Genomic DNA, 25,833 nt, shown 5'->3' with positions numbered 1-25,833 from the left:
TATTATAGCCTGTCTCATAGTTTATGCTTTATTTATTTTCCTTTTCCCCTAAAAATTGAATAAGTCGAGAAATGTAGGCTGTATTTTTCGCATTGCTTGGGGTACAAATAATTTTTTGCCCTTCTTCAATAAAAAGATTTTGAAACAATGGTTCTGTCGTTACATCAATCCCAGTAATAGCTTCTTCTTCCCCGTATAAGAGTCGATCATCAGGAAATGGAATTGTCGAGATCCCTTCCAAATTCTGATAAGCCATTAACTGTTGATCCTTATTCATTTGTTCAAAAAAGTCATGATCCGCAATGAAAAAGTCAATATACCCAGCAGACAATTCTGCCACCATCTTTTGCATTTCCATGCCACCTTGAATGTCTTTACCATCTTTATTAGGCCTAATAGTTTGGATAATGATATTGGAAGAATCTCTTTCCTCATCCGTTAGTAATTCCTGATAAAGCGTGTCTTTAATTAGTTCTACTTGTTCTGGATCCGCGTATTGAGTCATTAAAACAATATTTAAAATATCATCTTTTTTATTCACTACACTGTAAACAGTATAAATAATCAATATGAGTACGATAATGGATCCCAAAATAAAATACTTATAATACTCCCAAATATAATTAACTTTTTCCTGCATGGTCATTTCAGACAATATTTCTCTAAGTGGCCTTTTCAACGATTTCCCCTCTTTCAATACATCCAAAATAAAGTTAAAAGACGTTTAGCGCAACAAATATAATGAATGTTAAAGTTAAAGAACTAAATAAAGTTGAAGCAATAACAGTTTGGGCTGCAAATTCAGGTTCATTTTGATATTCCTGAGCGATAATTGAGCTATTGACAGCAGTCGGCATTGCGGTCGAAATGAGTATCGCTTGAGCTAAAATTCCATCAATACCCATTATTAACAATCCAGCGAGAGCAATACCAGGACCTACCAATAATCTTAAGATAATGCTTAAATAAAGTGAAATATTAGTAAATGAAATTTTAATATGGGCAATTTGTGCACCTAATGTTAACAAAACAACAGCAATTAATGAATTAGAAATATATGTAATGGGCGTTAATAAAAAGTCTGGTAATGAAACATTAAATACATTAAGTAGTATTCCAGAAATCATAGCGTAAAATAAAGGCATTTTAAAATAGTCTAATATAGCTTTCAGTTTGCTTCCTTTTATCGATTTCATGGCAATGACGCCGTATGAAAAAACTAACGTATTTTGTAGTGCCATTACAACAATCTGAATCGACATTGCGAAAGGATCATGTTTAAAAACTAGATCATTGACTGGAATACCGAAGTTCGCTGAATTATAAAAAATCACACTATTCGTATAAGAGAGCTTTTTAGCCTTGTTTAATTTTAACAATTTTGCTGTTAAAGAGCTGACTAAATACATAATAACAATAAAGGACAATGAAAAGAAAATCACACCAAAAAATATGGATGGAGAAAAAGTACTTTCATACAATTTAATAAAAATTAGGGCAGGACTTAAATAATAAATACTTATTTTGGATAGTGTATATAAATCTAATCTGAATTTCCTTTGCAATATGACACCGATTGCAATTAAAATAAAGACTGGTAGAATAATATCTTTAAAAATATGTAACAGATGTAACATCAAAAATATCTCTTCCCCTATTTTACATTTTATCCTTTGATATTTCGACAAAAAAGTAAAAAATCCTTTAATCGTTCAAAAAGCCTTAACTATTCATATTTACTGGCTGTCTTATCGCTATAGATTCCTCAAATCAAGAATTGGATTGTTCTCCCATATATCTTCCTTATAAAGCAATTGGATAAGCTTTTGAGCTGTTTCATCCGGCGAACTTAATAATCCATTCTCTTTATAGTTTATGAAGCGCTGAACCAATTTAAAATCTTCCTCATTTGTTGAACGGATTGTTTGCTGCATGCCCGTATCAATAATACCAGGCGCAATAGAAATGACTTTAACTCCGTTGCTTATATTCTTTTGCTCTTCAAATATCGTTCTAGAATAATGATCAAGTCCTGCTTTTCCCGCACAATAAGCACTCCACCCTGGGTAAGCATTGCGTCCAGCACCAGACGAAATATTCATTACTCTTTTTGCAATTTTGTATGTCATCAATTTACGGATAAAAACAGACGTCAAGATCATGGGAGCTGTTAAGTTTATTGCAACACTTATTGCAATATCTTGAGGAGTATTGTTTTCAGAGTTTCCTATTGGTTCAACAACACCAGCATTATTAATAAGCGTTACGGAATTAACATCAGTTGGGAAAGATGTTATTATACCGTCCAAAAGGCTTTCTAATGAATCAGTCTTTGATAAATCATGCTCTAAAAATGTACATGGAGCATTTTTGGTTCTCGCAAGCTCCAGTAATTCCTCATTTCTTGTCCTGGCAATACAGAAAACAATATGACCTGGATCGAGTACTTTCCGACTTAACGCTTCCCCAATTCCTTTTGAAGCTCCAGTAATAATATAAATATCCATTTTGACATAACTCCCTGACTAAATTGTATACTTCTCTTTATTTTAAAAAAAGGAACCTTTTTATAGGTTCCTCCAAAATGTATTGATAAACAAATTCCTGCTCATGTTTAATTATTTGTTAATTTTGAAATTGGTAAAGTGATAATTTTACCGCCGATTTGAACGTGAACGGTATCTTTGAAAATAGCTTTCACAATTCCTTTAAGCGAAATTGTCGAATTTACTGAGAGTTTCCCAGGGTCTGCACTTGTCGTCATAACCATAAACCTCCGCGATATAATTTTTAATGTTTAAATAACCATTTTTAAATTATATGAAAAAAGTATATAAAATTATTATGACATGCGAAAGATTACAGTGTCAATATTTTTCGCGCAATTTCATCTTGTTCAATCAGATTTATCTGAGGCTTAATATTTTAAACTTATATACCTCGGATAAAATCAGATTACACGTTTCTTCAAACACGATCATTGAAAACTTTAACGGAGGACTTCTGCTGTCCTACTATCAATAGATGGATTTCTCACTTAGTAAAAAACTTAACTGCAGCACTAATTTTCCATATATTTTTTTAAAAGTGATTGACGAAGAGCTTGTTACCATGTATATTAGTAAATGTCTGGTAACTTAATAGCTTGATTCCGTAGCTCAGCTGGGAGAGCGCCACCTTGACAGGGTGGAGGTCGCTGGTTCGAGACCAGTCGGAATCACTAATTAAAACGCGCTTGTCCCTCATGGGATTGAGCGTTTTTTCATTTTCAGCAAGATTGACGGAGAAACCAAATAGATATTAATTTTCACTGTTTTTTAATAGTTTTTATTGATTCGTTTGAAAAGAGCATTTACAAGTTTTTGTCGCTAACTGAGCAGTAGGAGAAGTGAAAGAAACGGGCTTGTTTAACTTACACGTAATGCTTTCCATTCAATAAAATAATGTAGATGACGCGTGTTAAGGAGGTAAGAAAAGATGAACATGCCTAATGAGCCTATAAATCCGGAGCATTCCCCCCGACATTTAGTCATTGATCATTTATTAGAATCAATCGCCCAGGAGGATTTGGCTCTGGCCAATATACTCAATGCCCAAGCAGCAAAAATCCATGCTTTTGTAGGTAAAGATTTTGATTTTCCTACGCACCCTTCTAACGAAGAAATTATATCATTAAATAATTCGTCGATGCGATTATTAAGAATGGCTGTAATGAAGGAATGGTTAGCGTTAAGCCGGCTCGAAGAAGTAGTGGATTTCGACTCGAAGCAAACATCCCTTTCACCCCCCACACCATTTAATGAAGATCTGGAAGAATCCAATAACGTTGAAGATGACCTTTCTTTAAATGGAGAAATGAGCGAAGAGGAAAATAATGTGATTGAATCTAGTCGCCAAGGTGATAATGATGAATTCGCTGAAATTTTCGATGACGAGGATTGATACAGGGGACTCCCTTTATTGCTTATGGGATTCTCTCTCGACATACCAAAAATCTTTATTTGTACTTTGGAAATCCATGCACATTAAAGGAATCCAAGATAAAATTACATTAAAAGCAATTATTGAATCACTTGAATCCATTCAATGCTTTTTAAACTTAATAATAAATAGATATGAATTAACGGAATTCACACGAATTCGACTACCTTCCCAAGGCTTAATCACAAATATGACTAACACTCTCCATGAACTATATCATTTTTCATATGAATGTAATCCATCTTTATACCATATTCGAAAACTCACTTCTATACAAAACATTATATTATCTGACTTAGAATTACTTAATTTCCTCTCTCGAAATAGAGAATGCACTAATAATCCGAAATCAAAATGGATTGCATCGCATGTATTTAATCCAGAGACTCCATAATAAAGGAAGTGTAGACACAAAAATCACTAATCTACACTTCCCTTATTATTAAAAAAAAGCATCGTAAATCATTCCTATTATGCCGTTCTATATGTTTCCTTCCCTTTTCCTTTTGTCCAAATTTGACTGATCACCATACCTACGAATATAACTAGACCGAGGACATCTGATAAGCTTTCTGGATAGATTAGCATCAGGCCAGCAACAATCGCAATGATTCTTTCAAACCAGTATAATTTCCTATACCAGTAACCAATTACTCCTGCACCAATTCCGATCATTCCCGAAATGGCTGTTACTACGATCCAAATTAATTGCAGAATAGTTGCATCTATCATCAGCATTTCTGGAGAGAGGACAAACATATACGGAATAATAAATGCTGCAATAGCTAATTTTGCAGAATTAATCCCTGTTCTTATCGGCTCCCCACCTGATACCCCAGAAGCGGCAAATGCTGCAAGTGCCACGGGTGGTGTTATATCTGCTACTATTCCAAAATAAAAAACAAAAAGATGAGCCGATAGTGCAATGACGATCGGAATAGGCTCCCCTACTGGCATATCTATCATGAGAATCGTAATAATTGCTGGAGCTGCAATGGTGGATGTTATAACATAATTAGCAGTTGTTGGTGATCCCATCCCTAAGACTATAGCGGTCAACATTGTGAAAAAAAGCGTTAATAGTAGATGACCATTGGCTAGATCAACAAGTCCGTTTGCCAATTTTAGACCAAGCCCAGTTTTAGTCACAACCCCTACAATAATACCGGCTGCTGCTGTCGCTGCGGCTACTGATAAAGCAGAGCGTGCTCCATCAACAAGCGCAAGAATGATTTTCTTCATCCCAATCCTTGTATCTTTACGAAGAGCACTGACAATAATCGTACTTAAAATAGACCAAAGAGCAGCTCGCATAACACTCATCCCAGTCATTAATAAAACTATCACAACCAGTATAGGGATCAGTAAGTATATTTTTTTTAGTACTTCCTTTTTATTAGGAAGTTGTTCTTTTGGCAGACCTTTTAGACCTACCCGTTTCGCCTCAAAGTGCGTCATAATCCAAATTCCCGAAAAATACAGTACAGCAGGAATGGCTGCTGCTTTGGCGATTTCCCAATAACTAATTCCACCTATAAATTCAAGCATAAGGAAAGCGGCCGCGCCCATAACAGGTGGCATAAGCTGACCCCCGGTAGATGCTGCCGCCTCTACCGCTCCAGCAAATTCCTTTCGGTAACCTAGTTTTTTCATCATCGGTATCGTAAATGAACCTGATGTCACAACGTTGGCAACGGAACTGCCACTAATAGTCCCTTGAAGAGCACTTGAAAATATTGCAACTTTAGCAGGACCACCAATCCTTTTTCCTGCAATGGATAATGCTAAATCATTAAAATATTGCCCCACGCCCGTTTTAACTAAAAAGGCTCCGAATAATAGGAATAAAAAGATATATGTTGCTGAAACATATAAAGGAGTACCAAGAATTCCTTCACCAGTAAAGAAGAGCGTATTAATAAGACTTTCATACTCTACCCCACGGTGCGCAAAAAAACCTGGCATAGATTGACCAAAATAAGCGTAGGCAATAAAGATTAAAGCAATGATTGTAATAGGCAGTCCTACAGCCCGCCTTGTTGCCTCCAACGTCAATAGAATGGCTATCGTTCCGACTATTAAATCAAGAGTAGTTAAAGATCCAACTCTATTTGCGATCGTCTCTAGCATAAGTGGCCAGTACGCACCAACACCAATAGATAAAAAGGATAAGATATAATCATACCATGCCACCTTCCCCTTTTTTGGGGATTTTTTTCTTGCAGGAAATAAAATGAAAATGAGTGATAAAGCAAACCCCAGGTGAATAGATAACAGCATTTGTCTAGGAAGACTTTGCATAATTGATGCATAAAGTTGGAATATAGAAAAGGCTAACAAGCCAAAAAACACAATGGCTCCCAATACCCCTTTTACACTCCGTGTAGCAGATTCAGGATCGTACTTTTCTAATAATTCCTGTTGCTTCTCATTTGAAAGTGTTTCATGTTGATGCTCCATCAATCTCCACTCCCTTCCACATTTGCCATAAACTTAAGCGCCTTATTTTCACTTGTACCAACGATCCTGGTACTACAAAGGCGGTAAAATCAACATCATTCTTTCCAATCATTAATTTATGACTACCTACAACTTGTGCTGTCCTTATATAAATGGATTGAAAGTCCCTTCTCATATTCTTGATAAAAAACTTGCCATCTTCCATAACAAATGTTTCCCCATCCTCTGCATTAGATGGCATTCCAACTGATGTATCTTCGTACATTAACTCAAATTGCCTAATTGTCCCATCTGCTAATATGCAATAAGTCTCCTCCACATCAGATAAATGAATCGAATGGGTATAGCGAATTCCAAATGTATAATCATCTTTGTACATCGGTATAAAAGCAATAAGTTTCTTCGTTTTACCATCTTCCACTACTAGTGATTTTTGAAAAGGGGTATAAATAAAGGCTAGGCCAATGCTAAACAATAATAATAGTAAAAAACCCTTCTTCATATGTGATAAAGTCAAAAGAATAGACCGTTTTAAATTGCGGTCTATTCTCCTTGTTTTCCTATTCCTTCGAAATTCCCTTTTCATCATAGTATTTTTTAGCCCCTGGATGAATTTCAATTCCCATACCATTTAGTGCTTTTTCAGCATCAATTAATTCACTTTTCGCGTGACCAATTTTGTCTGTATTTTCGAAAATTGCCTTCGTTATATCATAAACAAGATCTTCTGACAGGTCTTCACGAACGACTAACATCGCTTGCACAGCAACGGTCTCTATATCGTTTTCAGCTTTATACGTACCAGCTGGAATCGTTTCCTTTGCATAATAGGGATATTTCTCAATTAACGCCTCAATCTTATCATTATCTAGCGGGAGAATTTTCACATCTTTAGTTGCAGCCAATCCTTCTACTGCCCCTGTTGGAGTTCCCGCAGTGATGAAGGCGGCATCGATCGTACCATCTTGAATCCCTGTAGATGAATCATCAAAAGACAAGTTACGGGCTTTAATATCGTCCACTGTCATGCCATACATTTCTAAGATTTGTTCAGCATTTGCGCGAGTACCAGATCCTGCTTCCCCAATAGACACAGCCTTCCCCTTTAAATCCTCCACAGAATTAATTCCTGTATCGGCAATAGTTACGATTTGTATCGTCTCTGGATAAAGCGTACCTAACCCTCTCACATTCTCAATTTTTTCACCTTCAAACATCATTGTCCCTTCATTTGCATAGGTAGCAATGTCTGTTTGGGTAAAAGCTACTTCTACTTCTTTCTTTTTAAGTAGGGTCATATTTTCTGCAGATGCATTGGATGTTGTAGCATTTGCATCAATGCCCGTTGCATCTTGAATAATACTAGCCATGCTGCCACCTAGCGGATAATAAGTACCTCCAGTTCCCCCTGTTGCTAAACTTAGAAACTCAATACCATAATTTTTTTCCTCGTTTCCATCATTACCGCTTGAAACATTATCTCCATTGCCTTCTTCCTTTTCTGGCTCAGTATTTTTGCCTCCGCCACAAGCAGCTAATATCATAGTTATCAAAACAATAAAAACAACACTTAGAAAAAGATGCTTCTTATTCACCTTGATTCCTCCTTTTTTCCCTATTAGTGAGCAAAAGACATGATTCAAACAAAGGATATGATTTATATTTCCTGTCCCATAAGCGATTATAGTATGGTTATCAGTGAATTATTCCAAAATATCAATTTCTCAATTTCCTCGGAAAGACTTTTCTTTTCTATTTCCTAAATTATTGTGATAAAATGAACATCTATTATAAGAATTCCCTAAATTCAGGTGATGAATATGAGTTTACCTCGAGGAACCATTCAGGATATTCGATTTCAAAGCGATGAATTAAAAGAAATAATGGACATACTTGTCTATTTACCTGCCCAATATTCTCCAGCTAATAAGTATTCACTTATCATCGTTCAAGATGCAAAAGATTACTTTCAGTTAGGTCGATTGGCGCGTTTTGCAGATGAATTGATGACAGAGGAGAAGATGGAAGAAGTAATAATCGTAGGGTCGCATTACAAAAACGTCGAAGACCGACGAACAAAATATCATCCTAAAGGTGAAAAAAATGAGGCCTTTATTCGATTTTTAACAAATGAATTAGTGCCGTGGATTGATCAGGAATATCCGATAAATCAAAATCGTGCCATAATGGGAGATAGCCTTGCGGGGACAGTTTCCTTGCTAACTGCTATACAACATCCAGATATTTTTAACATGGTGATTTTACATTCTCCTTATGTAGATGATGATGTAATAACTAAAGTTATGGATTTTGAATCCCCCTATCCTTTAAACATTTATCAAGTTATCGGGAAAGAAGAATCTGTTGTTAAGATCTCCAACAATCGGGATTTCTTAACACCAAATAGAAAACTTCGGCGAATATTCAAGGAAAAAGAATTTCAACTTTTTTATGATGAATTTGATGGTGGCCATTCTTGGAAATATTGGCAACCAGATTTAAAACGGGCTTTGAAAAAAATGTTTTCTTATGAATAAACAGATATTAAGCCATTCGAAAATTTGTTATAGTTATAGTGAATGTTATAATGGGCATTAAGAAAAGCGTACTAATGTTATTTATCGCAGGGAAGTTAAAGAGTTACTAACACTGGGCACTAAAGCAACATATGAACATCCTTGTCAGTGCCTATAAGTCGGACTCGTACTGACCATTGTTTTAAAAAAATAAAATGGATTTGAAGGAGGTAAAAGTTATGAAATACGGAGTTGTTATTTTTCCATCCAAGAAGCTACAAGATTTAGCCAATTCATACAGAAAACGGTATGATCCACACTATGCTTTAATTCCTCCACATATAACGTTGAAGGAAGCCTTTGAATTTGAAAAAGACCCCAAACAAATAACTGATATTTTAACAACAGTTGCTAAAAAATATCAACCATTTTATTTGAAGTTCCTAAAGGTCAGTTCGTTTCAACCAATTACTAATACAATTTACTTTAAAATCGAAAAAACAGATGAGTTGCAAGAGATCCATGATGACCTTTATACGACACTCCCTGGCGGCGAACCAGAACACCCTTTTGTTCCTCATGTAACACTTGGACAAAAATTATCAAATGATGAACACTCTGATGTGTTTGGATCACTCAGAATGCTTGGTGTTAATCACGAGGAGGTAGTAGATCGCTTCCACCTTGTTTATCAACTGGAAAACGGTTCTTGGTCCACCTACGAAACATTTCGGTTAGGAAAGGAATAATTACTGGATGAATGTAATATGCACAACAACAGAAGACCAGCTTCAAGATGCTTTTTCAATAAGAAAAGCAGTATTTGTAGAAGAACAAAAAGTACCCATTGAGTTAGAAATTGATGAATTTGAAGATCAGTCTACTCACTTTGTCCTTTACGATGGACTAACTCCAGTTGGAGCAGGACGTTTTAGAATATTGGATCAGGTCGGAAAAGTGGAGCGGATTTGCATCTTATCCTCTCATCGGGGAAATGGTTCTGGAAAATTGATTATGCAAAGCATTGAAAAGTTTGCCATGAAACAAAATCTCCAGACATTAAAACTTAATGCCCAAACATATGCAATTCCCTTTTACGAAAAATTAGGTTATAAAGTGGTATCTGATGAATTTTTGGATGCTGGGATTCCTCATAAAGCAATGGTTAAAACCATCGTGAAATCAAAAGCGGTCATATGAAAAACCCTCGAATTTTGTGGATAGGAAACACAAAATTCGGGGGTTTTTTACCTTTAAGTATTAATTTTCATACACTTTCGTTAAAAAGTCTCCCCTTACCATATATTTGCGCCAATACGTTGGATGAGGGATCTTCTCTTTTAGGTGAGGAAGGCTTTACTTCCCTATGCTTTTCATAAGAACTTTCAACCTGTTCTTTGAAAATACTATGAAACGGTGATGTTAATTGTACGTTTTGTACTGTTGTAATTGTAAAAGGATCACGCTTTTTCCCCTTCTCAGCGACTCTTTCATGATATTGCCGGTTTGGTTCATAGTTGAGTTTGCCAATGTACCCCATTCCACCACCCCCAGGAAACAAGTTACCTCTATATACCCCACTTTCTCTATATCCAAACATAAAATATGAAAGCCGTCCCACTTTTTTCGGACGGCACCTATGCTATCTCTTATTCATCATTTTTGAGATAGCTTCCATATCAAGGTTATTGCCATCTTGTATAATCGATTTCACCATTTTATCTTCCATCTCTTTGGACACTGGTTTATTCGCTATTTGAGAAACTCTTTTAATAATACTTCGTACCGTTTTTTCATCCTTAAAATTCGCGCTTTGTAGTGAGTTTGCCAAAGCCAATATTTCATTCATGTTGACACCTGTTTTCTTTTCAACATTTTTAAAAAAATGATTCTCCATTTATACCGCTCCCTTCTTCTCCTTTATACTATGAAGGAAATCGCGATAAGTGAAATAATTATATGAAAAAGATGGAATGACCCATCGTCATTCCATCCTTAGCAACATTTTTCTTATAAACAAAGAGTAGCTCCAACAATAATCAGAAGAATAAACAAAACAACGATTAACGCAAAGCTTCCTCCGAAACCTGCACCACCAGCATATCCGCCATAAGGAGCTCCACAAGATCCATAACCATACATATACATTCACCTCACTTTTGATCGCCTATTATAATTTATGTGAGTAACGTATATAACGTATGGGCGCTCTAAACAACTTTGCCTATAGACCAAAAAAATTTTAGTCTACAACCTAGCCTTTTGGTTTAAACACTAAGGATCCAATGAATCCAAATATGATAGCAGCGGAAATTCCTGACGATGTCACTTCAAACATACCTGTCATAACCCCTACAAGTCCGTGTTTTTCAGCTTCCGACATTGCTCCATGAACAAGAGAATTGCCAAAACTAGTAATTGGGATTGTAGCGCCAGCACCTGCAAAATCAATTAGCGGCTCATATAAACCTACTCCCGCTAAAATGGCTCCGATGACGACAAGAATACTTAAAGTGTGACCTGGAGTTAGCTTCAAGCCATCCATCATTAACTGACCAATTACACAAATTAAACCTCCTATGACAAAAGACCAAAAAAACATAGCTAGCATATCCCCATCTCCTTCCTCAATTTATTCGTATTCAATTGCAACTGCATGAGCTATACACGGTATAGTTTCTTTTTGCTGGAAAGAAAGCGGAGAAAGTAAGGCACCAGTTGCGACTACAAGAATTCTTTTATAGACACCTTCTTTCATTTGATTAAGTAAATGTCCATACATGACAGCTGCGGAACAGCCCGGACCACTGGCACCAGCAAAAACTTCCTGCTTGTCGGTATATAACCATAAGCCACAGTCATGAAAAAGATCTTTACTCATCTTGACTCCCTTTTGTTCAAACATCTCCATTGCAGTATTTCTTCCAATTTCAGCAAGATCACCCGTAATAATGAGATCATAATGTGACGGTTCTACTTGCAAGTCAAATAGATGCCGCTGAATCGTATCAACAGCAGCTGGTGCCATTGCTCCTCCCATATTTAACGGATCAGAAAGTCCGAGATCAACGACCTTTCCAATTGTTGCCGAAACAATTCGCGGATATGGGCTATCAATATCTTCATCTGTCCCAACTAATCCAACTCCCGCCGCAGTTGCTGTCCATTGCGCTGTAGGAGGCTTTTGACCTCCATACTCTGTCGGATAACGGAATTGTTTTTCAGCAGCAGCATTATGACTAGCTGCCCCAGTTAAAATCCGAGTAGCACCACCATTGTTTATTATCATGGCTGCAAGAGCCAATCCTTCTGTTGATGTTGCGCAAGCACTAAATAGCCCTAAATGAGGAATTTGATTTGTTCTAGCCGCAAAGCTGGTTGGAGTAATTTGGTTGATCAAATCTCCTGAGAGGAAAAATTGAACATGATCCTCTGTTAGTCCCTTTTTTCTCATAGCAATGGCTACTGCATCTTCTAAAAGAACATTTTGCGCCTTCTCATACGAATCCTTCCCCATCCAAAGATCATCATGGAATTTGTCGAAGTCATTAGATAGCCGACACTCTTTTTCAAAAGGTCCGCCAACAACTCCAGTGGATAAGATGACTGGTTTCTGATCAAAGACCCAAGTTTGGGCTCCCTTTAACATTAAAAGCCCCCCCATTGAACTAATAAAGTTTTAATCAGAACAATAACGAAAGCTGAAAAAACGCCAAATACAATAACAGAACCTGCCAGTTTAAACATATTGCCTCCTACCCCTAGCACATATCCTTCCGTCCTATGTTCAATTGCAGAAGAAATGACAGCATTTCCAAACCCAGTAACTGGAACTGCGCTACCAGCACCACTAAATTGTCCTAAGCGATCATAAACCCCAAAACCTGTTAAAAGCATGGCAAAGAAAACCATTGTCGCGACAGTTGGATTACTAGCCGTCTGCTCCGTAAAATCAAAGAAATATATATAACCATAGGTTACAGCTTGGCCAATTAAACAAATCGTTCCTCCAATAAAAAACGCACGGATACAATTCTTTATTATGGGACGTTTTAACTCATGTTTCTTTTGCAAAGAATCATATTGGATTTGTTCAGGTGTTTTAGTTTTATTTTTACTTGCCATATTAAGTCATTTCCTTTTTTAGTTTTATAATTTTCTCAAATTTCTTTTCTGCTTCTTCATCCGATATCTTATTTGTTTCAATCTTTTCTTTTAAGCGAATGGACTCTAAGAAAATTTTATAATCACTCGACACTGTAAATTGATGGTTTTGAAATTCATCTTTTAACCGTTTTGTCAGGTTCTTTTCAATTTTTTTCATTCGAAATCTCTGTAAATGTTTTACCTTGTAGGCAACAAGTACTTTTTTTCCGCGTTCAATAACTGCTACATCATAAATTTCATCAATTTCTTCTATTTCTTCCTGAACCCGTTGGGCTACAGACTCCTCATTTTTATCGTAGTTAATAAGGATTGGCTCTGGTTGCGTTGCCTTCATTAAGGATAATTGACTGTCTTTACCATCACCCTTGCTAGAGCAGCTTGCAAGAAATAACAATTGACTGGAAATAATGATGATCAAAAAAAGTTTCGTTCTCATTGAAACCTCCTATGTATGACATCAAGCTTACTTTTCAATAAATTCAATTAAGACTCGTATTCGCAAAACCGACATCATCTGATTTTTATTCTCTACATATTTTTCACCACAATTCTTAAATTATGATAGTGAATCACATAAAAAAAGGAGGAACCAATGTCCCCCTCCTTTATAATCCATTTCTTTTTGGTTTTCTTAAAGGTTTTCCACACCCACAACCACTCTTTTTCTTCCTTTTGTCCTGAATCGGTCTTAGTTTCTCTGGCCTTCTCCGCATATATATTCACATCCCGATTTTAAATTATGCGCTCAATATAGTTTATGTACCCTAGAAAAAAGTGTTTGGCAAATAGCCCATTAATCTAATTTGATGGCCTGTATAATGGTTTCAAATATAGCTGCAAGACCTGCAACAGCAAATAACAAAATTAGCGGATCACCAACATTAGGAACTGTCCATTTCAGAGCTAAAAGAAAAATCGACGCCCATATCCCTGTACACCAATAACAACTAATTAATTGACCGATCCAACCACGAAAGCCATGCGCTCTTGGAATTAAGAAAACTTCCGATAAACCTTCTTCGTTTGTTTCCTCGACTTCCTCCATGAAAGGACTTCTTAAAAAGCTCGTAATTTGATCATACACAATCAGCCTTGTTAATCGAAAAACAGCTAAACTCAATAAAATAAATGAAAACCAATTCATTAATATTCCGCTCCCAACCCGCCTATTTTCTAAAATCAAGGCGTTTGTCCGTTACCCATTGTACATATATCTAATATGTTATTAGTGGATATGGATCAATAGATGATAAGGAGGAATTAAATCCATGAGCTATGAAGAAATGGAATCAATGGAATTACCAGTAGAAAGTTCTAACCATTTTGGTGGATGCACAGGTGGATGTACAGGTGGATGTGTTTGTCAAGTTATCCGTGCAATTAAGGATATTCAAGATGAAGCTGTTGAAGAAGATTGCCCAAATTGCCCAACAAACTGTTTTATTGAACCACTTGGTGATCTTGCACTCCCTACAAGAACAAATGTAGATACTAGGGTATTTACTTTAACAAACAAAAACGGTGAATTGTTCAAAGGTCTATTTAAAGGCTACGCAGGAAATTGCGCTTCCGTCTACTTCAGGGTAGAAGAAGTGTTTGATAATTGCTGTGCAACATTACGCGTACTTGTTCCTTTAAATAAGAATAGGGAACCAGTAAACATTATGCACCATGGGAAACTAAATTTTGACACTCTTTGCTCTGTACGTAACTGGGCCAAAACAAACAGCTGTATTACTGTAGACTTACATTGCTTCTGTGCTGTTCAATGTATTGCAGACTATGATTTGCAACTTTGCGACTAATTAGTTGCTATTAAAGGAAATGGGGATCCCCCATTTCCTTTAATTAAAAAATGATACGAATTGATTTCAGATCACCTTTTACAATTTCCTTAATTTCTCCTTTAAAGTTCATTACAGTAAATTTTTCTTCGCCTTCGATGCATTTGTCTAGAACCCCTTTTACACGTTGATTTTGAGTAATAAATTCACATGGAAAAGGCGGCTGACTTGATGGAAGCTGTGCTAAATATTGGAGTTTTTCTGGAATGGACATGTCTTTAAAAGATTTCACTGGTGTTAAATTCCAACTCTTTTTTGCTTTAGACCCTTTCCGAAAGTAATCTGCTGCTGAAACTTGTTGGGGCGTTCCCACTGCTGCATCCTTTCCATCATTTGCATTTTTTTCACTTTCATTTAATTCTTTTTCTATGGATGGGTTTAACTGAGGGATTCTCCCTTTTTCTTGTTCGTGATGTTGTAAATTTTGTTCACTTTTTTCATCATCATCAACCAAAGAATAAGACTCTTGCATTGAAGTTTCCGGATTAGTGAACTCTGGCTGGTGGATATATAATAAAGGGGGATTCCCTTTCCTTTGTTTCTCGTTTTCTTCCATTAAGGAGCACCTCCGTTTTTCATACTTCGTATTACTGTATGCATAGATGGGCTCAAGGTTTCCTATTGGCGAACTAAAAGAAAATAGCTGCCACGTTTGTGACAGCTATCAAAATAATTAGATTGCCATAATATGAAAACCGGAATCTACATGGATATTTTCTCCAGTAATTCCTCGAGAAAGGTGACTAAACAAGAATAAAGCCGTATCGCCCACTTCTTCTGGTGTTGTTGTGCGTTTTAGTGGTGCTCTTTCCTCAATATCCTTCAAAACACTGTTAAAATCGCTTATTCCTTTTGCTGAAAGCGTACGAATTGGACCAGCTGAAATGGAATTAACTCTTATTCCGTATTTTCCAAGATCGCTTGCCAAATATTTTACACTAGCATCTAGAGCAGCTTTAGCAACACCCATGACATTATAATTAGAAACAACTCGCTCGCCACCGAGATAAGTTAAGGTTATAATACTACCACCTTCAGGCATACTATTTAGCTCTTGAACTGTTTTCGCTACAGCTGTTAAAGAATAAGCGCTAATATTATGGGCTAATAGAAACCCATCGCGGGTCACATTCATATACTCTCCATCTAACTCTTCCTTGTTAGCGAATGCGATACAGTGGGCAATCCCATGAATATTTCCTACTTCTTCTTTAATATTTGTAAAGCACTGTTTAATTTCCTCATCATTCGTAATATCACATGGTAGAACAAGCGATTTATTTCCTTCTAATGAGTCTGCAAGCTCCCGAACATTTTTTTCCAGACGTTCGCCTGCATATGTAAAAATCAATCTCGCACCAGCCTGATGAAGTGAGCGAGCAATTCCCCATGCTATACTTCGTTTATTTGCTACTCCCATTACTACAAAAGATTTTCCTTCTAATGAAAGGTTCATATTGATCCGTCCCTCCAAATTTCAATTTAACTACATATTTTTCAAACACTCATAAAGTCTGTGACCAGTAGATATTACATGTTACTAGTACCTAGTAATAAGCATACACGACTAGTTTCTATATTGTAAAGAGAAAGCACAAAAGAATTAAATCTTTTGTGCTTTACAGTAACGGAATATCTCTTATGAATTAAATTGCAACTCACGCATTAAATCATCAACAAATTCTTTTGTCCCGGTCACGATTAAGCGATCGTCTACCTTCAGCTCTGTATCACCGTGGGGTACTATTGAATCATTCCCTCGGAAAATCCTGACAATAATAATGTCGCCAACAAATGGGAATTCTCGTAGTTTCATATTGTTATAGTGAGCATTCCGCATTTCAATTTCAAATAAAGCCGTTTCTTGATTTGTTAATATATCCGCAATATTCGGTGACTCTATTAATGCTTTTATTAATGCTTTTGTTGAAAGTAACGTTGAAAACGGCTCAACACCTTGTTCTTGTAGTGCCTTACCAAGATCAGGACTTTCAATCCTAGCGATTACCCTTTCTACTCCCTTTTCTCGAGCATCAATGGCTAAGGTGGTATTTAATTCCTCATCTCCTGTTGAGATAAAAAGAATATCGCAATCATAAACCCCTGCCTTAATTAATTCCTCTTCCCCATAATTATGAACTTCCATTATTTGAAAGGCCGAATCCATCATAGATGAATCAAGTTTATCCATTTTTTTATGGAAAACTAGTGGTTCATAAAGTTCACTATCCAGTTCTTTTGAAACAGGAAGTGTAAACTGAGTTGCTCCGATAAAAGCAACTTTCTGCTTTCTTTCTTGTTCGTTTTCTTTCGGAAACCACTTTTTAAAGAAAATCGGTGTAATAATACATGAAATAACAGCGACTAAGATCAACGTACCACTCATCTCAGTAGTAATAACATTAATCCGCTCAGCAATTTTAGCTGCTGCAATAACTAAAGACAATGTCGATGTCAAAAGAAATGCAGAGGCTAATACAGTCTTTGTATCATACCATTTCCGTAAAATAAATACGGGAAAAATCTTAGAAATCAGTAATCCAATCAATAATAGAGGAATTAAGATCAACATATCCTTGTTACTCAGCAAGGACCATAGATCAATATCAACACCAACCATTACAAAGAAGATTGGAATAAGGAAACCATAACCAAACGAATCTAGTTGTCTCACCATCTCAGGTTTAGGGTTTAATAGAGACACTAGCGTCCCTGCTAAAAATGCACCTAAAATATTCTCGGCCCCTAAGGATTCTGACAAGGCAACAAGTACAATAATGAGGGTAAAGATAGCGCGTGTTCCTATTTGAGCAGTTCCAGCAGAAAGCCGTTCTATAAAAGTCTTATTTTTAAAACGCCTTCCTAGGAAATATAAAAGAATCCCTGCTGCAAATAGAATCAACAACAGCCACATATTTCCCTGTTCATCACCTTGCAGTGATACAAAGACTGCTAATAAAATCATCGTTACTAGATCGGCAATTACGGCAATTAACAAAATAATTTGCCCAATTCCTGTCTTCATTATATTAGCTTCTTTTAACGTAGGAACAACTACCCCTAAGGATATAGTAGAGATGATTAAAGTCATTAGGAAAACATTATCAATTAGACCAATAATGACAAATAAATAAGATAACCCAACGGAGAGTACGAATATCCCTGCAAAGATAACTATAGAGACCCAAAGTCGGTTAGGCTCTTGTTTTCCGTTAGGTAATACTTTTTTCTTGCCAGAACTCTTAAAAGCCGAGAAATCAATTTCAAGACCACTTAGAAACATTAGGAAGATGAATCCAAGTGTAGAAAGGGTCTCTAGCCAAGACCCTCCTTGAATAATATCGAAACCACTTTTACCTATTATAAGCCCCATAATGATTTCGGCTATAACAATCGGCATAAATGAGATACGGAAACGATCAAGAACGAGCGGGGTTATAAACGCAATGATTAAAACAATTACAAGTGATAGTAAAGATTCTTCCATGTTGGTACTCCAATCTATTCTAATGGATTAAATAACTCATAAACATCGTAGCTAAACCAAAATAAATTAAAATAGATGTAATATCATTCATCGTCGTAATAAAAGGTCCAGAAGCAACAGCAGGATCAATTTTTAGTTTATGCATAATTAAAGGGACAAGAGACCCTCCAATTGTAGCTACAAATAAGGAAGCAACAATTGCGATCCCAACAAGCACACCTAAAAACAAGTCATGTTTCCAAATAAAGATAACAAGTGAAACTAATACACCACATGTTGAGCCTGTAATTAATCCGGTACCTGCTTCTTTCATGATTAATTTTAATTTATTCATTTCTTCTAATTCACCAGTGGCGATTCCTCGGACGGCTACTGCCAAAGCTTGAGTTCCTGTATTTCCAGCCATTCCTGCAATAAGTGGTATAAATGCGGCTACCATAGGAACCTCTGCAAGGGTGTTCTCAAAACGTCCAATTAAACTGGCTGTAAACATCCCTAAAAATAAAAGAATAACTAGCCATGGCAACCTCTTTTTCGCTGCAGATAATGGGTTTTTATCAATTTTATCAACATCAGATATACCCGCTAATTTCGAATAGTCGTCAGAGGCTTCCTCATCAATTACGTCAATAATGTCATCAACGGTAATAATCCCCAGTAAATGATTTTGAAAATCAACAACTGGCAAGGCTAATAAGTCGTAATCACGCATTTGTCTTGCAGCTTCTTCCTGATCGGCTCCAACAGAAATGGCGACGACCCGATCGGACATTATATTCGAAATCATCGTATCATCATCGCTAATAATTAAATCCCGAAGCGAAATAACTCCAACAAGTCTTTGATCCTCGTCAATAACGTATACGTAATAAATCGTTTCAGCTGTTGGGGCTTGTTTCTTCAAAATACGCATAGCAGACATAACTGTTTGATTTTCTGAAATGGCGACATACTCCGTCGTCATGATACTTCCGGCTGTATACTCTTCATAATGAAGAAGACCTTTAATTTCCTGGGCTGCTTCCCGGTCCATAATGGTCAAATAACTTGCAGCTTGATCTTTATCTAACTTATTTAATAAATCAACCGCGTTATCCGCAAACATGCTAGCTAACATATCAGCCGCATATTTCGGTTCCATTTCCGCCAAAATACCTTTAATGTCGTCATCTTCGAATTCAAGCATTTCAAAGAAATCAGCGACTTCTTTCGGGGAAAGATAATAATACATACTTGTTCTTGTCTGCCCATCAACTCGGAAAAAAAACTGTGCCTGATCATATGGATGAAGATTTAAAAATTCTTTTCGAAAGGATTCAAGGTCACCTTCAGCCATAGTTTGGATCAGTAAGGCACTGTCAATTTTTTCTTGACCTTCGTTTATTTCCATGATGACCCCTCCTTTCAAATTAGTCTTAACTATCCTAACAAATCTTTATCATTTTGTCGCTACATTTTATCTTTTTACTTTTATTTACTGAATTTAGTCGTTTACCCTTGTACAAATCAATCTTAAAGGAGTTATGAAAATGAAAATCGATGTTATTGGTGATATCCATGGATGTTTCACTGAATTTAAAGAGCTTACTGAAAAAATGGGCTACTCCTGGGGAACTGGGTTACCTATTCATAAAGAGGAGCGGATTCTTGGTTTTATTGGAGATATTACGGATCGTGGACCTCATTCGCTGAAAATGGTTGAACTTGTCTGGCAACTTTGGAAACATAATGGAGCATATTATGTTCCTGGGAATCATTGTAACAAATTGTATCGATATTTTCTCGGACGTAATGTGCAAATTAAGCACGGACTCGAAACGACTGTTGCGGAATTACAAGCGATTTCCCATAAAGAGCAAAAAAATGTTAAAAAGATGTTTATGGAACTTTACGAGAAATCATCTCTTTATGAGATCCTCGATGGTCAGCAACTAATTTTAACTCATGCTGGCATTAAAGCAGAATTCATCGGAAGATACGATAAAAAGGTGGAGACATTTGTCTTATATGGAGATATCACTGGGAAAACTTATCCCGATGGGCGTCCTATCCGAAGAGACTGGGCAGAGCATTATAATGGAGAATCTTTTATTATTTACGGGCACACACCGGTTACGCACCCGCGAAAAATAAGAAATACAATCAATATTGATACTGGTTGTGTATTTGGAGGTCAATTAACAGCTTTACGATACCCAGAAATGGAAACCGTATCTGTACCTTCCAAAATGCCTTTTATCCAAGAAAAATTCGGGCATTGACAATATAGTCGTGCCCGAATCATATTATAGGCTATTAAAAAGGTTTGTCATGTCTGTAGGGAGAGCAATTTGAAAGTTTAAATCTTGGCCAGATAGCGGATGCTTAAACATAATTTGTTGACAATGCAATGCTTGACGCTTGATTTTATCTCTTCTTCCACCATAGAGGTCGTCACCGAGAAGTGGATGTTCCAAACTCGACATATGAACTCTGATCTGGTGCGTCCTTCCAGTTTCCAACTTCCATTTTAAATGCGCGAACGTTGGGTACTGATGCAAGACTTGGTATTTAGTCAGAGCAAATTGTCCATCCTCTCTCACTTCACGTTCAATAATACTTCCAGGCTTTCGGCCAATAGGGGCATCTATAACCCCTTGTTCTTGGTCAAAATCCCCCTCTGCGAATCCCTCGTAAAACCGATGAATTTCATGTCTCCTTTGCATTAAACTGAGCAAATGATGAGAATGACGATGTTTCGCAACAAGAACAAGTCCAGAAGTATCACGGTCTAACCTAGTAACAATATGGATGGATGATTTAAGCCCAATTTGCTCGTAATAGTATTTAAGTGCATTCGCCACACTACCCGAAGGATGGTCTCGCGAAGGAATTGTGCTCATATATGGAGGTTTGTCTATGATTAGTAGATCATCATCCTCATATAGGATAGAGAGCGGGATGTCCTCCCCAATTAATCGATCATTAATTTCCTCACTTGGAAATATAACCTTTACGCTATCCGACTTTTGCAGGATATAACGAACCGTCTCTTCCTTACCATTAACATTTATTGTGCCACCAGAAAATTTAATAGCAGATAAGGCTTTTCTAGAAACTCCCTGTTCGCGTAAAAAAAGCTTCATCTCTTTTCCAGCATCACACTGATCTATTCTCCATTCTAACTCATAACGACCCATTTTCTTACCGACCATCTGATATAAAAGAATCATGAACTCGTCTCCAAAATGGAAACGGTCTAAATCTTGCAAAACGAACCTTCTCTTTTGCTACTTTAAATTGAATAGATTTTACATCCCGGTGCATAATCGTTAAATGATCAATCGTCACATGAAAATCAAATGTGTTTACTGGTTTGAGCACTAAAGTATGGTGATTTGGTAAAATAAGCGGCGATCCTACAGTTCGAAATACCCGATTATTAATCGATGCCATTTCAGCAAGTTGAATAGATGATAGAGATGGATGGATAATAGCGCCACCTAATGCTTTATTATATGCCGTGCTTCCGGAAGGTGTTGATATACAAAGTCCATCTCCTCTAAAACGTTCAAAATGGTCACCACGAATTTCTACATCCATAACAAGCGTCCCCATTAACCCTTTAACAGTTGATTCATTTAATGCGAGGTAGCGCATTTCTTTTCCGCCATTTCGATAACGCATAACTACTTCAAGTAAGGGATATTCCACAACTTGATAAGGTGTTTTCGCAATCGCAATCACTAATTTCTCAATTTCGTCGGGGACCCAATCTGCATAAAAACCTAAATGTCCTGTATGTACTCCAACAAAGGCAGTTTGATCCAACCTTGAACTATATCGATGAAAGGCATAAAGCAATGTTCCGTCACCACCGACAGAAACTACAATATCTGGACGTCCTTCATCATATACTAATTCAAAATCTTGTAAATAGGTTCGTATTTTTTGTGATAAAGCGTTAGAAGCGGGATCACCTTTAGAAGTAACCGCAAATTTCAACCCTCTCATCCTCTCATCTATAATGACATGAAACAAACCTCAAAATACCCAAAAGGGTTTCCTACTCTTTTTTCTTCATCTTTTTAGAAGTCTCTTTATTTTTTGTAAAATAAACTTGTGCTTCTTGAATTTCATCTTTAATTTTAGACATTTCTTCATCTAATCGAAATGCTGCTTCGGCTGCTCCTTGCAATCTTTTATTAATCTCTTCCGGAAATTGACCTTTATATTTATAATTTAAGGAATGCTCGATTGTCGCCCAAAAATTCATCGCTAAAGTTCGAATTTGAATTTCAGCTAAAATTCTCTGTTCACCATGTATAGTTTGTACTGGATACTCTATTACAACGTGGTAAGAACGATACCCACTTGGTTTCTTATGTGATATGTAGTTTCTCTCTTCTACAATGCGAAGATCATTCCGTAATCGAAGCAGTTCCACAACCGTTTCAATATCATCGACAAATTGACACATCATTCTTAATCCAGCTATATCTTGCATTTCTGTCGCTAATCTATCGAGTGGAATCTTTTTTTGTTGAGCCTTATCCAAAATACTTGCAACCGGTTTAACCCTCCCTGTCACAAATTCAATTGGTGAATGATCATGCTCTAATTCAAACTGGCTCCTCATCCCTTTTAATTTTATTTTCAATTCATCTACAGCTTGTTTATATGGTGCTAAAAAATGCTCCCATTGTATCATTGTCCAATCACCTCTTAATCAAAAAGAGTGGAAATTTGTTAAGATGCCCTTCTTATTTTAGCATAAACAACTAGTACATAATAATTTTATATTTGATCTTGATTCAAACATGTAAATAGCGAATAATAGGAGTGACTAGAAAGGAAGAGTCCAATGGCTAAAACAACTGAGATCGAATTTAAAAACCTTTTAACGAAAAAGGAATTCAACCTTCTTCTTAGAACCTTCAATGTCTCGTCTCATCATTTTTTTACTCAAGTGAATCATTATTTTGATACAAAAGATTTTAAGTTTAAAAAAATGAATAGTGCCCTTCGAATAAGAGAACTTCCAAATAGTTTTGAAATGACCTTGAAACGTGCTGGTCATCGAGGTTCTCTGGAAATTAATCAACAACTTGAAAAAAGTGAAGTAGATGCAATTTTGATAAACCCTTATATTCCTGACGGAGAAATCAAGAATGCCATTCATGAACTTGGGCTGAAGGATATTGAACTTGGTTACTTTGGTTCTCTAACAACCCACCGTGCTGAAGTGGAATATAAAAATGGCCAATTAGTATTTGATCATAGCCTATATTTAGATCAAGAGGATTACGAAGTTGAGTATGAAGCTGCTAATTGGAATGAAGGGAGTACCATATTTAGGCAATTCCTTGAAATATATAAAATTGAAGTGAAAATGACCGATACTAAAATTGGTAGAATGTATAAAGCAAAGATGAAAAAACAGAAGGATGAAGAAATGTGAATTCATTGGGGCAAATTAAAACCTTGCTAGATATACAGATGTTAAGAGGGTTTTCAGCAAACAAAACAAGTTTAAGTAATCAAGAATCAATGGTGGATTTCGGTGATCTTCTCCAACAGGCGCTTAATACAGCTGTTTCTTCACCGAGTCAGCCACTATCGCTAAATAGTTTAGGGACAGTTCATAATTTAAATTTACAGCAATTGAATTTTCAAGGGGTCAAATCAACTACAAACGTTGAATCAGCCATTACCGTAGATAATTCCAAAATAGACAATTTAGAAGCTATTATTCAATCAGCAGCAGAGAAATTTCAATTGCCTGCCAAATTAATTAAATCAATTATTAAGCATGAATCAAATTTCAATTCTTCTGCTGTCAGTCAGGCAGGAGCATCTGGCCTTATGCAACTTATGCCAGGAACTGCCCGCGGCCTTGGCGTTCAAGATATTTTCGACCCAATGCAAAATGTTATGGGTGGAAGTAAATATTTACGACAAATGCTTGATAAATATGATGGGAATGTATCTCTCGCCCTCGCCGCCTATAATGCGGGGCCAGGTAATGTTGATAAATACGGTGGGATTCCACCCTTTAAAGAAACACAAAACTATGTAAATAAAGTGACAAGTACTTTTTATAGTTAGGAATTGGAGGAGTTCAAAATAACTTTTTGAGCTTCTCTTTTTTCTATGGTCATCTTTATCAAAAGCATAATTCCAAATTTTAGGTCGTTACCAATCCTCTTTTCGTTTGTATCCTATTTCACACAGTGCGATTTATTTGAGTTCTGTATAGGTGATTGCTACAATAAATGTACCATTTAGACAAAGGAGCGAATCATATGGTTGAGAAAAATATGACACCGTATGACGCCGTTGGAGAAAAGAAACGATTAGTGCTCAAGTTTAACTCTTATTTTCACCCTGAACTAAGCCTCAATCTATTCACGTCTAAAAATTCACATGCAGTTTTGCAGGGTGAGCAGCCTTGATGTCATACAAAGAGATGCTACTTAAAAACAAAAAGCCCATGGAGATTTACTTTTTCATTGATCCATTTTGTTCAGAATGTTGGTCAGTCAGTCCTATTCTCAAGAGATTGCAAATGGAGTATGGTGATTATTTCTCTTTAAAGTATATTCTTTCAGGTAAACTTTCTTCATTAAACAAAAGAAACAGTCCCTGTAAAAAGAGATGGAAACATCACAATGGAAAGTTAATCTCTAAGAATAGGAAGTCTACTGAAGAATTTGAGGATCCGCCTCACTTAGCGGCAATCAGTATTAAAGCAGCTGAATTACAAGGAAGACGGGCAGGGATTAAATTTATCCAACGACTACAGGAAATGTTATTTATTGAAAATCAGGATATCTCGGATATCAACATACTACAAAAGTGCGCCAAACATATTGGACTAGATTTAGAAGAATTTATTCGTGATGTCTATTCAGAAAGTGCTTCTAGAGCATTCCAATGCGACTTGAAAATTTCATCTGAAATGGAAGTAGATGAAATGCCATCGATGGTTTTCTTTAATGAAAATATCGAGGATGAAGGTATAAAAATTACTGGTTTATATAATTATGAAGTTTATGTGCAAATATTGACCGAGATGTTTCATGATTATCCTAAACCGGCTGAAAAACTGCCATTAGAACTTTTTCTTGCTCAGAGTCCCATTAATACAGCTCATGACTTAGCGATTATATATGATTTACCTGTTCAACAGATCGAAAAGTTTATGAAAAAGTTACAGCTCCAACAAAAGGCTGAAAAAGTCCACACTTGCCACGGAACTTTTTGGAAATATAATTTTACAGGTATATAAACATCGGATTCATAGTTAATCTAAAAAATATAGCAAGTTGAGAAAAATATTTTTTCAACTTGCTATATTTTTAATTATATTAGTAAAACCTGCTCTATTTTGACTTTT

31 protein-coding genes and 1 tRNA gene are annotated in these 25,833 nt (G+C 36.3%); 10 read left to right on the top strand and 22 right to left on the bottom strand.

Annotated features, from left to right (window positions below; all coding sequences use genetic code 11):
- Window positions 1-28: 28 nt before the first annotated feature.
- The 4 genes from BN1243_RS00995 to BN1243_RS22265 all read right to left on the bottom strand — a co-directional run bounded on the left by BN1243_RS00995 (window position 29) and on the right by BN1243_RS22265 (window position 2,764).
- Window positions 29-679 (bottom strand): hypothetical protein, encoded by a 651-nt coding sequence (locus tag BN1243_RS00995; RefSeq protein WP_062104430.1) that lies wholly within the window; start codon window positions 677-679, stop codon window positions 29-31.
- Between the two features lie 34 nt (window positions 680-713).
- Window positions 714-1,637, bottom strand: a complete 924-nt coding sequence (locus BN1243_RS00990; protein WP_062104429.1) for an AEC family transporter — start codon at window positions 1,635-1,637, stop codon at window positions 714-716.
- A 117-nt stretch (window positions 1,638-1,754) separates the two neighbouring features.
- Window positions 1,755-2,507: a (S)-benzoin forming benzil reductase gene (locus BN1243_RS00985; RefSeq protein WP_062104428.1), complete on the bottom strand. Its 753-nt coding sequence runs from the start codon at window positions 2,505-2,507 to the stop codon at window positions 1,755-1,757.
- A 107-nt stretch (window positions 2,508-2,614) separates the two neighbouring features.
- Window positions 2,615-2,764 (bottom strand): hypothetical protein, encoded by a 150-nt coding sequence (locus tag BN1243_RS22265; protein WP_195892058.1) that lies wholly within the window; start codon window positions 2,762-2,764, stop codon window positions 2,615-2,617.
- A gap of 383 nt (window positions 2,765-3,147) precedes the next feature.
- Between BN1243_RS22265 and BN1243_RS00980 the strand changes: the two genes are divergently transcribed.
- A tRNA-Val gene (locus BN1243_RS00980) sits at window positions 3,148-3,220 on the top strand.
- Window positions 3,221-3,477: 257 nt separating this feature from the next.
- Window positions 3,478-3,942 (top strand): alpha-helical endospore appendage domain-containing protein, encoded by a 465-nt coding sequence (locus BN1243_RS00975; RefSeq protein WP_062104427.1) that lies wholly within the window; start codon window positions 3,478-3,480, stop codon window positions 3,940-3,942.
- Window positions 3,943-4,452: 510 nt separating this feature from the next.
- Here the strand turns inward: BN1243_RS00975 and BN1243_RS00965 are convergent.
- From BN1243_RS00965 to BN1243_RS00955, 3 genes are read right to left on the bottom strand one after another with little or no spacing between them, the layout of a single operon-like run.
- Window positions 4,453-6,441 carry a TRAP transporter permease gene (locus BN1243_RS00965; RefSeq protein WP_062104425.1) on the bottom strand — a complete coding sequence of 663 codons (1,989 nt, stop codon included), beginning with the start codon at window positions 6,439-6,441 and terminating at the stop codon, window positions 4,453-4,455.
- Window positions 6,425-6,943: a DUF1850 domain-containing protein gene (locus tag BN1243_RS00960; protein WP_069201818.1), complete on the bottom strand. Its 519-nt coding sequence runs from the start codon at window positions 6,941-6,943 to the stop codon at window positions 6,425-6,427. The genes BN1243_RS00965 and BN1243_RS00960 overlap by 17 nt, the downstream gene beginning before the upstream one ends.
- 58 nt (window positions 6,944-7,001) lie before the next feature.
- Entirely contained in the window at window positions 7,002-8,036 is a 1,035-nt protein-coding gene (locus tag BN1243_RS00955; RefSeq protein WP_062104423.1) for a TAXI family TRAP transporter solute-binding subunit, read from the bottom strand.
- Between the two features lie 225 nt (window positions 8,037-8,261).
- Here BN1243_RS00955 and BN1243_RS00950 point away from each other — a divergent pair, with 225 nt between their 5' ends.
- The 3 genes from BN1243_RS00950 to BN1243_RS00940 all read left to right on the top strand — a co-directional run bounded on the left by BN1243_RS00950 (window position 8,262) and on the right by BN1243_RS00940 (window position 10,157).
- Window positions 8,262-8,978 (top strand): alpha/beta hydrolase, encoded by a 717-nt coding sequence (locus BN1243_RS00950; protein ID WP_062104422.1) that lies wholly within the window; start codon window positions 8,262-8,264, stop codon window positions 8,976-8,978.
- Window positions 8,979-9,196: 218 nt separating this feature from the next.
- Window positions 9,197-9,706, top strand: a complete 510-nt coding sequence (locus BN1243_RS00945) for a YjcG family protein (RefSeq protein WP_062104421.1) — start codon at window positions 9,197-9,199, stop codon at window positions 9,704-9,706.
- Window positions 9,707-9,713: 7 nt separating this feature from the next.
- Entirely contained in the window at window positions 9,714-10,157 is a 444-nt protein-coding gene (locus BN1243_RS00940; RefSeq protein ID WP_062104420.1) for a GNAT family N-acetyltransferase, read from the top strand.
- 67 nt (window positions 10,158-10,224) lie between these two features.
- Here BN1243_RS00940 and BN1243_RS00935 read toward each other — a convergent pair whose 3' ends face one another.
- The 8 genes from BN1243_RS00935 to BN1243_RS00905 form a co-directional block, all read right to left on the bottom strand.
- The gene (locus tag BN1243_RS00935) at window positions 10,225-10,497 is read right to left on the bottom strand and encodes a hypothetical protein (protein WP_062104419.1); all 273 of its coding nucleotides are present in this window, start codon (window positions 10,495-10,497) and stop codon (window positions 10,225-10,227) included.
- Between the two features lie 102 nt (window positions 10,498-10,599).
- Window positions 10,600-10,854 (bottom strand): sporulation-specific transcription regulator SpoVIF, encoded by a 255-nt coding sequence (locus tag BN1243_RS00930; protein ID WP_062104418.1) that lies wholly within the window; start codon window positions 10,852-10,854, stop codon window positions 10,600-10,602.
- Between the two features lie 113 nt (window positions 10,855-10,967).
- Window positions 10,968-11,099 carry a YjcZ family sporulation protein gene (locus tag BN1243_RS21450; protein WP_154669780.1) on the bottom strand — a complete coding sequence of 44 codons (132 nt, stop codon included), beginning with the start codon at window positions 11,097-11,099 and terminating at the stop codon, window positions 10,968-10,970.
- 112 nt (window positions 11,100-11,211) lie between these two features.
- The gene (spoVAE, locus tag BN1243_RS00925; protein ID WP_062104417.1) at window positions 11,212-11,568 is read right to left on the bottom strand and encodes a stage V sporulation protein AE; all 357 of its coding nucleotides are present in this window, start codon (window positions 11,566-11,568) and stop codon (window positions 11,212-11,214) included.
- A gap of 21 nt (window positions 11,569-11,589) precedes the next feature.
- Window positions 11,590-12,606 (bottom strand): stage V sporulation protein AD, encoded by a 1,017-nt coding sequence (spoVAD, locus tag BN1243_RS00920; protein ID WP_062104416.1) that lies wholly within the window; start codon window positions 12,604-12,606, stop codon window positions 11,590-11,592.
- The gene (spoVAC, locus tag BN1243_RS00915) at window positions 12,606-13,082 is read right to left on the bottom strand and encodes a stage V sporulation protein AC (protein ID WP_062104415.1); all 477 of its coding nucleotides are present in this window, start codon (window positions 13,080-13,082) and stop codon (window positions 12,606-12,608) included. The genes spoVAD and spoVAC overlap by 1 nt, the downstream gene beginning before the upstream one ends.
- A 1-nt stretch (window position 13,083) precedes the next feature.
- The gene (locus tag BN1243_RS00910; protein WP_062104414.1) at window positions 13,084-13,560 is read right to left on the bottom strand and encodes a YhcN/YlaJ family sporulation lipoprotein; all 477 of its coding nucleotides are present in this window, start codon (window positions 13,558-13,560) and stop codon (window positions 13,084-13,086) included.
- A gap of 357 nt (window positions 13,561-13,917) precedes the next feature.
- On the bottom strand, window positions 13,918-14,268 hold the full coding sequence (locus tag BN1243_RS00905) for a DUF1360 domain-containing protein (RefSeq protein WP_062104413.1): 351 nt from the start codon (window positions 14,266-14,268) through the stop codon (window positions 13,918-13,920).
- Between the two features lie 124 nt (window positions 14,269-14,392).
- Here BN1243_RS00905 and BN1243_RS00900 point away from each other — a divergent pair, with 124 nt between their 5' ends.
- Window positions 14,393-14,929, top strand: coding sequence for a CotY/CotZ family spore coat protein (locus BN1243_RS00900; RefSeq protein WP_084781763.1), 537 nt, complete (start codon window positions 14,393-14,395; stop codon window positions 14,927-14,929).
- A 43-nt stretch (window positions 14,930-14,972) separates the two neighbouring features.
- Here the strand turns inward: BN1243_RS00900 and BN1243_RS00895 are convergent, their stop codons facing one another.
- The 4 genes from BN1243_RS00895 to mgtE all read right to left on the bottom strand — a co-directional run bounded on the left by BN1243_RS00895 (window position 14,973) and on the right by mgtE (window position 19,791).
- Window positions 14,973-15,524 (bottom strand): CotO family spore coat protein, encoded by a 552-nt coding sequence (locus BN1243_RS00895; protein WP_062104412.1) that lies wholly within the window; start codon window positions 15,522-15,524, stop codon window positions 14,973-14,975.
- 117 nt (window positions 15,525-15,641) lie between these two features.
- Complete coding sequence (gene fabI / locus BN1243_RS00890; RefSeq protein WP_062104411.1) at window positions 15,642-16,424, bottom strand: enoyl-ACP reductase FabI; 783 nt, start codon at window positions 16,422-16,424, stop codon at window positions 15,642-15,644.
- A 183-nt stretch (window positions 16,425-16,607) separates the two neighbouring features.
- Window positions 16,608-18,455: a monovalent cation:proton antiporter family protein gene (locus BN1243_RS00885; protein WP_062104410.1), complete on the bottom strand. Its 1,848-nt coding sequence runs from the start codon at window positions 18,453-18,455 to the stop codon at window positions 16,608-16,610.
- Window positions 18,456-18,474: 19 nt separating this feature from the next.
- On the bottom strand, window positions 18,475-19,791 hold the full coding sequence (gene mgtE, locus BN1243_RS00880) for a magnesium transporter (protein WP_407638876.1): 1,317 nt from the start codon (window positions 19,789-19,791) through the stop codon (window positions 18,475-18,477).
- Between the two features lie 193 nt (window positions 19,792-19,984).
- Between mgtE and prpE the strand changes: the two genes are divergently transcribed.
- On the top strand, window positions 19,985-20,716 hold the full coding sequence (gene prpE / locus BN1243_RS00875; protein ID WP_062104408.1) for a bis(5'-nucleosyl)-tetraphosphatase PrpE: 732 nt from the start codon (window positions 19,985-19,987) through the stop codon (window positions 20,714-20,716).
- Between the two features lie 24 nt (window positions 20,717-20,740).
- On the opposite strand, the gene BN1243_RS00870 is transcribed toward prpE, so the two are convergent.
- The 3 genes from BN1243_RS00870 to BN1243_RS00860 are packed head-to-tail and all read right to left on the bottom strand — an operon-like array spanning window position 20,741 to window position 23,145.
- Window positions 20,741-21,667, bottom strand: a complete 927-nt coding sequence (locus BN1243_RS00870; protein WP_230200068.1) for an RluA family pseudouridine synthase — start codon at window positions 21,665-21,667, stop codon at window positions 20,741-20,743.
- On the bottom strand, window positions 21,639-22,460 hold the full coding sequence (locus BN1243_RS00865; RefSeq protein ID WP_326569859.1) for an NAD kinase: 822 nt from the start codon (window positions 22,458-22,460) through the stop codon (window positions 21,639-21,641). The genes BN1243_RS00870 and BN1243_RS00865 overlap by 29 nt, the downstream gene beginning before the upstream one ends.
- 40 nt (window positions 22,461-22,500) lie before the next feature.
- The gene (locus BN1243_RS00860) at window positions 22,501-23,145 is read right to left on the bottom strand and encodes a GTP diphosphokinase (RefSeq protein ID WP_062104406.1); all 645 of its coding nucleotides are present in this window, start codon (window positions 23,143-23,145) and stop codon (window positions 22,501-22,503) included.
- Window positions 23,146-23,298: 153 nt separating this feature from the next.
- Between BN1243_RS00860 and BN1243_RS00855 the strand changes: the two genes are divergently transcribed.
- The 3 genes from BN1243_RS00855 (at window position 23,299) to BN1243_RS00845 (ending at window position 25,725) form a co-directional block, all read left to right on the top strand.
- The gene (locus BN1243_RS00855; protein ID WP_062104405.1) at window positions 23,299-23,895 is read left to right on the top strand and encodes a CYTH domain-containing protein; all 597 of its coding nucleotides are present in this window, start codon (window positions 23,299-23,301) and stop codon (window positions 23,893-23,895) included.
- The gene (locus BN1243_RS00850; protein WP_230200067.1) at window positions 23,892-24,542 is read left to right on the top strand and encodes a lytic transglycosylase domain-containing protein; all 651 of its coding nucleotides are present in this window, start codon (window positions 23,892-23,894) and stop codon (window positions 24,540-24,542) included. Before BN1243_RS00855 ends, BN1243_RS00850 begins: the two co-directional genes overlap by 4 nt.
- A gap of 346 nt (window positions 24,543-24,888) precedes the next feature.
- Window positions 24,889-25,725, top strand: coding sequence for a ClpXP adapter SpxH family protein (locus BN1243_RS00845; RefSeq protein ID WP_062104404.1), 837 nt, complete (start codon window positions 24,889-24,891; stop codon window positions 25,723-25,725).
- Window positions 25,726-25,833 lie beyond the last annotated feature (108 nt).

The sequence above is a fragment of the Bacillus niameyensis genome (assembly GCF_001375535.1).
In the GTDB taxonomy this organism is placed as follows: Bacteria; Bacillota; Bacilli; order Bacillales; family Bacillaceae_C; genus Lederbergia; species Lederbergia niameyensis.
This window is presented reverse-complemented; position numbering and strand designations above follow the sequence as displayed.

What these genes read in the sequence shown, in the direction of transcription:
- spoVAE (WP_062104417.1), bottom strand. Translation starts at nt 11,568, where the DNA reads ATGCTAGCTATGTTTTTTTGGTCTTTTGTCATAGGAGGTTTAATTTGT.
- BN1243_RS00910 (WP_062104414.1), bottom strand. Translation starts at nt 13,560, where the DNA reads ATGAGAACGAAACTTTTTTTGATCATCATTATTTCCAGTCAATTGTTA.
- BN1243_RS00860 (WP_062104406.1), bottom strand. Translation starts at nt 23,145, where the DNA reads ATGATACAATGGGAGCATTTTTTAGCACCATATAAACAAGCTGTAGAT.
- BN1243_RS00885 (WP_062104410.1), bottom strand. Translation starts at nt 18,455, where the DNA reads ATGGAAGAATCTTTACTATCACTTGTAATTGTTTTAATCATTGCGTTT.
- BN1243_RS21450 (WP_154669780.1), bottom strand. Translation starts at nt 11,099, where the DNA reads ATGTATGGTTATGGATCTTGTGGAGCTCCTTATGGCGGATATGCTGGT.
- BN1243_RS00855 (WP_062104405.1), top strand. Translation starts at nt 23,299, where the DNA reads ATGGCTAAAACAACTGAGATCGAATTTAAAAACCTTTTAACGAAAAAG.
- fabI (WP_062104411.1), bottom strand. Translation starts at nt 16,424, where the DNA reads ATGAACCTTTCATTAGAAGGAAAATCTTTTGTAGTAATGGGAGTAGCA.
- BN1243_RS00905 (WP_062104413.1), bottom strand. Translation starts at nt 14,268, where the DNA reads ATGAATTGGTTTTCATTTATTTTATTGAGTTTAGCTGTTTTTCGATTA.
- BN1243_RS00945 (WP_062104421.1), top strand. Translation starts at nt 9,197, where the DNA reads ATGAAATACGGAGTTGTTATTTTTCCATCCAAGAAGCTACAAGATTTA.
- spoVAD (WP_062104416.1), bottom strand. Translation starts at nt 12,606, where the DNA reads ATGTTAAAGGGAGCCCAAACTTGGGTCTTTGATCAGAAACCAGTCATC.
- BN1243_RS00940 (WP_062104420.1), top strand. Translation starts at nt 9,714, where the DNA reads ATGAATGTAATATGCACAACAACAGAAGACCAGCTTCAAGATGCTTTT.
- BN1243_RS00950 (WP_062104422.1), top strand. Translation starts at nt 8,262, where the DNA reads ATGAGTTTACCTCGAGGAACCATTCAGGATATTCGATTTCAAAGCGAT.
- BN1243_RS00900 (WP_084781763.1), top strand. Translation starts at nt 14,393, where the DNA reads ATGAGCTATGAAGAAATGGAATCAATGGAATTACCAGTAGAAAGTTCT.
- BN1243_RS00935 (WP_062104419.1), bottom strand. Translation starts at nt 10,497, where the DNA reads ATGGGGTACATTGGCAAACTCAACTATGAACCAAACCGGCAATATCAT.
- BN1243_RS00990 (WP_062104429.1), bottom strand. Translation starts at nt 1,637, where the DNA reads ATGTTACATCTGTTACATATTTTTAAAGATATTATTCTACCAGTCTTT.
- BN1243_RS22265 (WP_195892058.1), bottom strand. Translation starts at nt 2,764, where the DNA reads ATGACGACAAGTGCAGACCCTGGGAAACTCTCAGTAAATTCGACAATT.
- prpE (WP_062104408.1), top strand. Translation starts at nt 19,985, where the DNA reads ATGAAAATCGATGTTATTGGTGATATCCATGGATGTTTCACTGAATTT.
- BN1243_RS00985 (WP_062104428.1), bottom strand. Translation starts at nt 2,507, where the DNA reads ATGGATATTTATATTATTACTGGAGCTTCAAAAGGAATTGGGGAAGCG.
- BN1243_RS00965 (WP_062104425.1), bottom strand. Translation starts at nt 6,441, where the DNA reads ATGGAGCATCAACATGAAACACTTTCAAATGAGAAGCAACAGGAATTA.
- spoVAC (WP_062104415.1), bottom strand. Translation starts at nt 13,082, where the DNA reads ATGGCAAGTAAAAATAAAACTAAAACACCTGAACAAATCCAATATGAT.
- BN1243_RS00895 (WP_062104412.1), bottom strand. Translation starts at nt 15,524, where the DNA reads ATGGAAGAAAACGAGAAACAAAGGAAAGGGAATCCCCCTTTATTATAT.
- mgtE (WP_407638876.1), bottom strand. Translation starts at nt 19,791, where the DNA reads ATGGCTGAAGGTGACCTTGAATCCTTTCGAAAAGAATTTTTAAATCTT.
- BN1243_RS00870 (WP_230200068.1), bottom strand. Translation starts at nt 21,667, where the DNA reads ATGATTCTTTTATATCAGATGGTCGGTAAGAAAATGGGTCGTTATGAG.
- BN1243_RS00930 (WP_062104418.1), bottom strand. Translation starts at nt 10,854, where the DNA reads ATGGAGAATCATTTTTTTAAAAATGTTGAAAAGAAAACAGGTGTCAAC.
- BN1243_RS00960 (WP_069201818.1), bottom strand. Translation starts at nt 6,943, where the DNA reads ATGAAGAAGGGTTTTTTACTATTATTATTGTTTAGCATTGGCCTAGCC.
- BN1243_RS00975 (WP_062104427.1), top strand. Translation starts at nt 3,478, where the DNA reads ATGAACATGCCTAATGAGCCTATAAATCCGGAGCATTCCCCCCGACAT.
- BN1243_RS00845 (WP_062104404.1), top strand. Translation starts at nt 24,889, where the DNA reads ATGTCATACAAAGAGATGCTACTTAAAAACAAAAAGCCCATGGAGATT.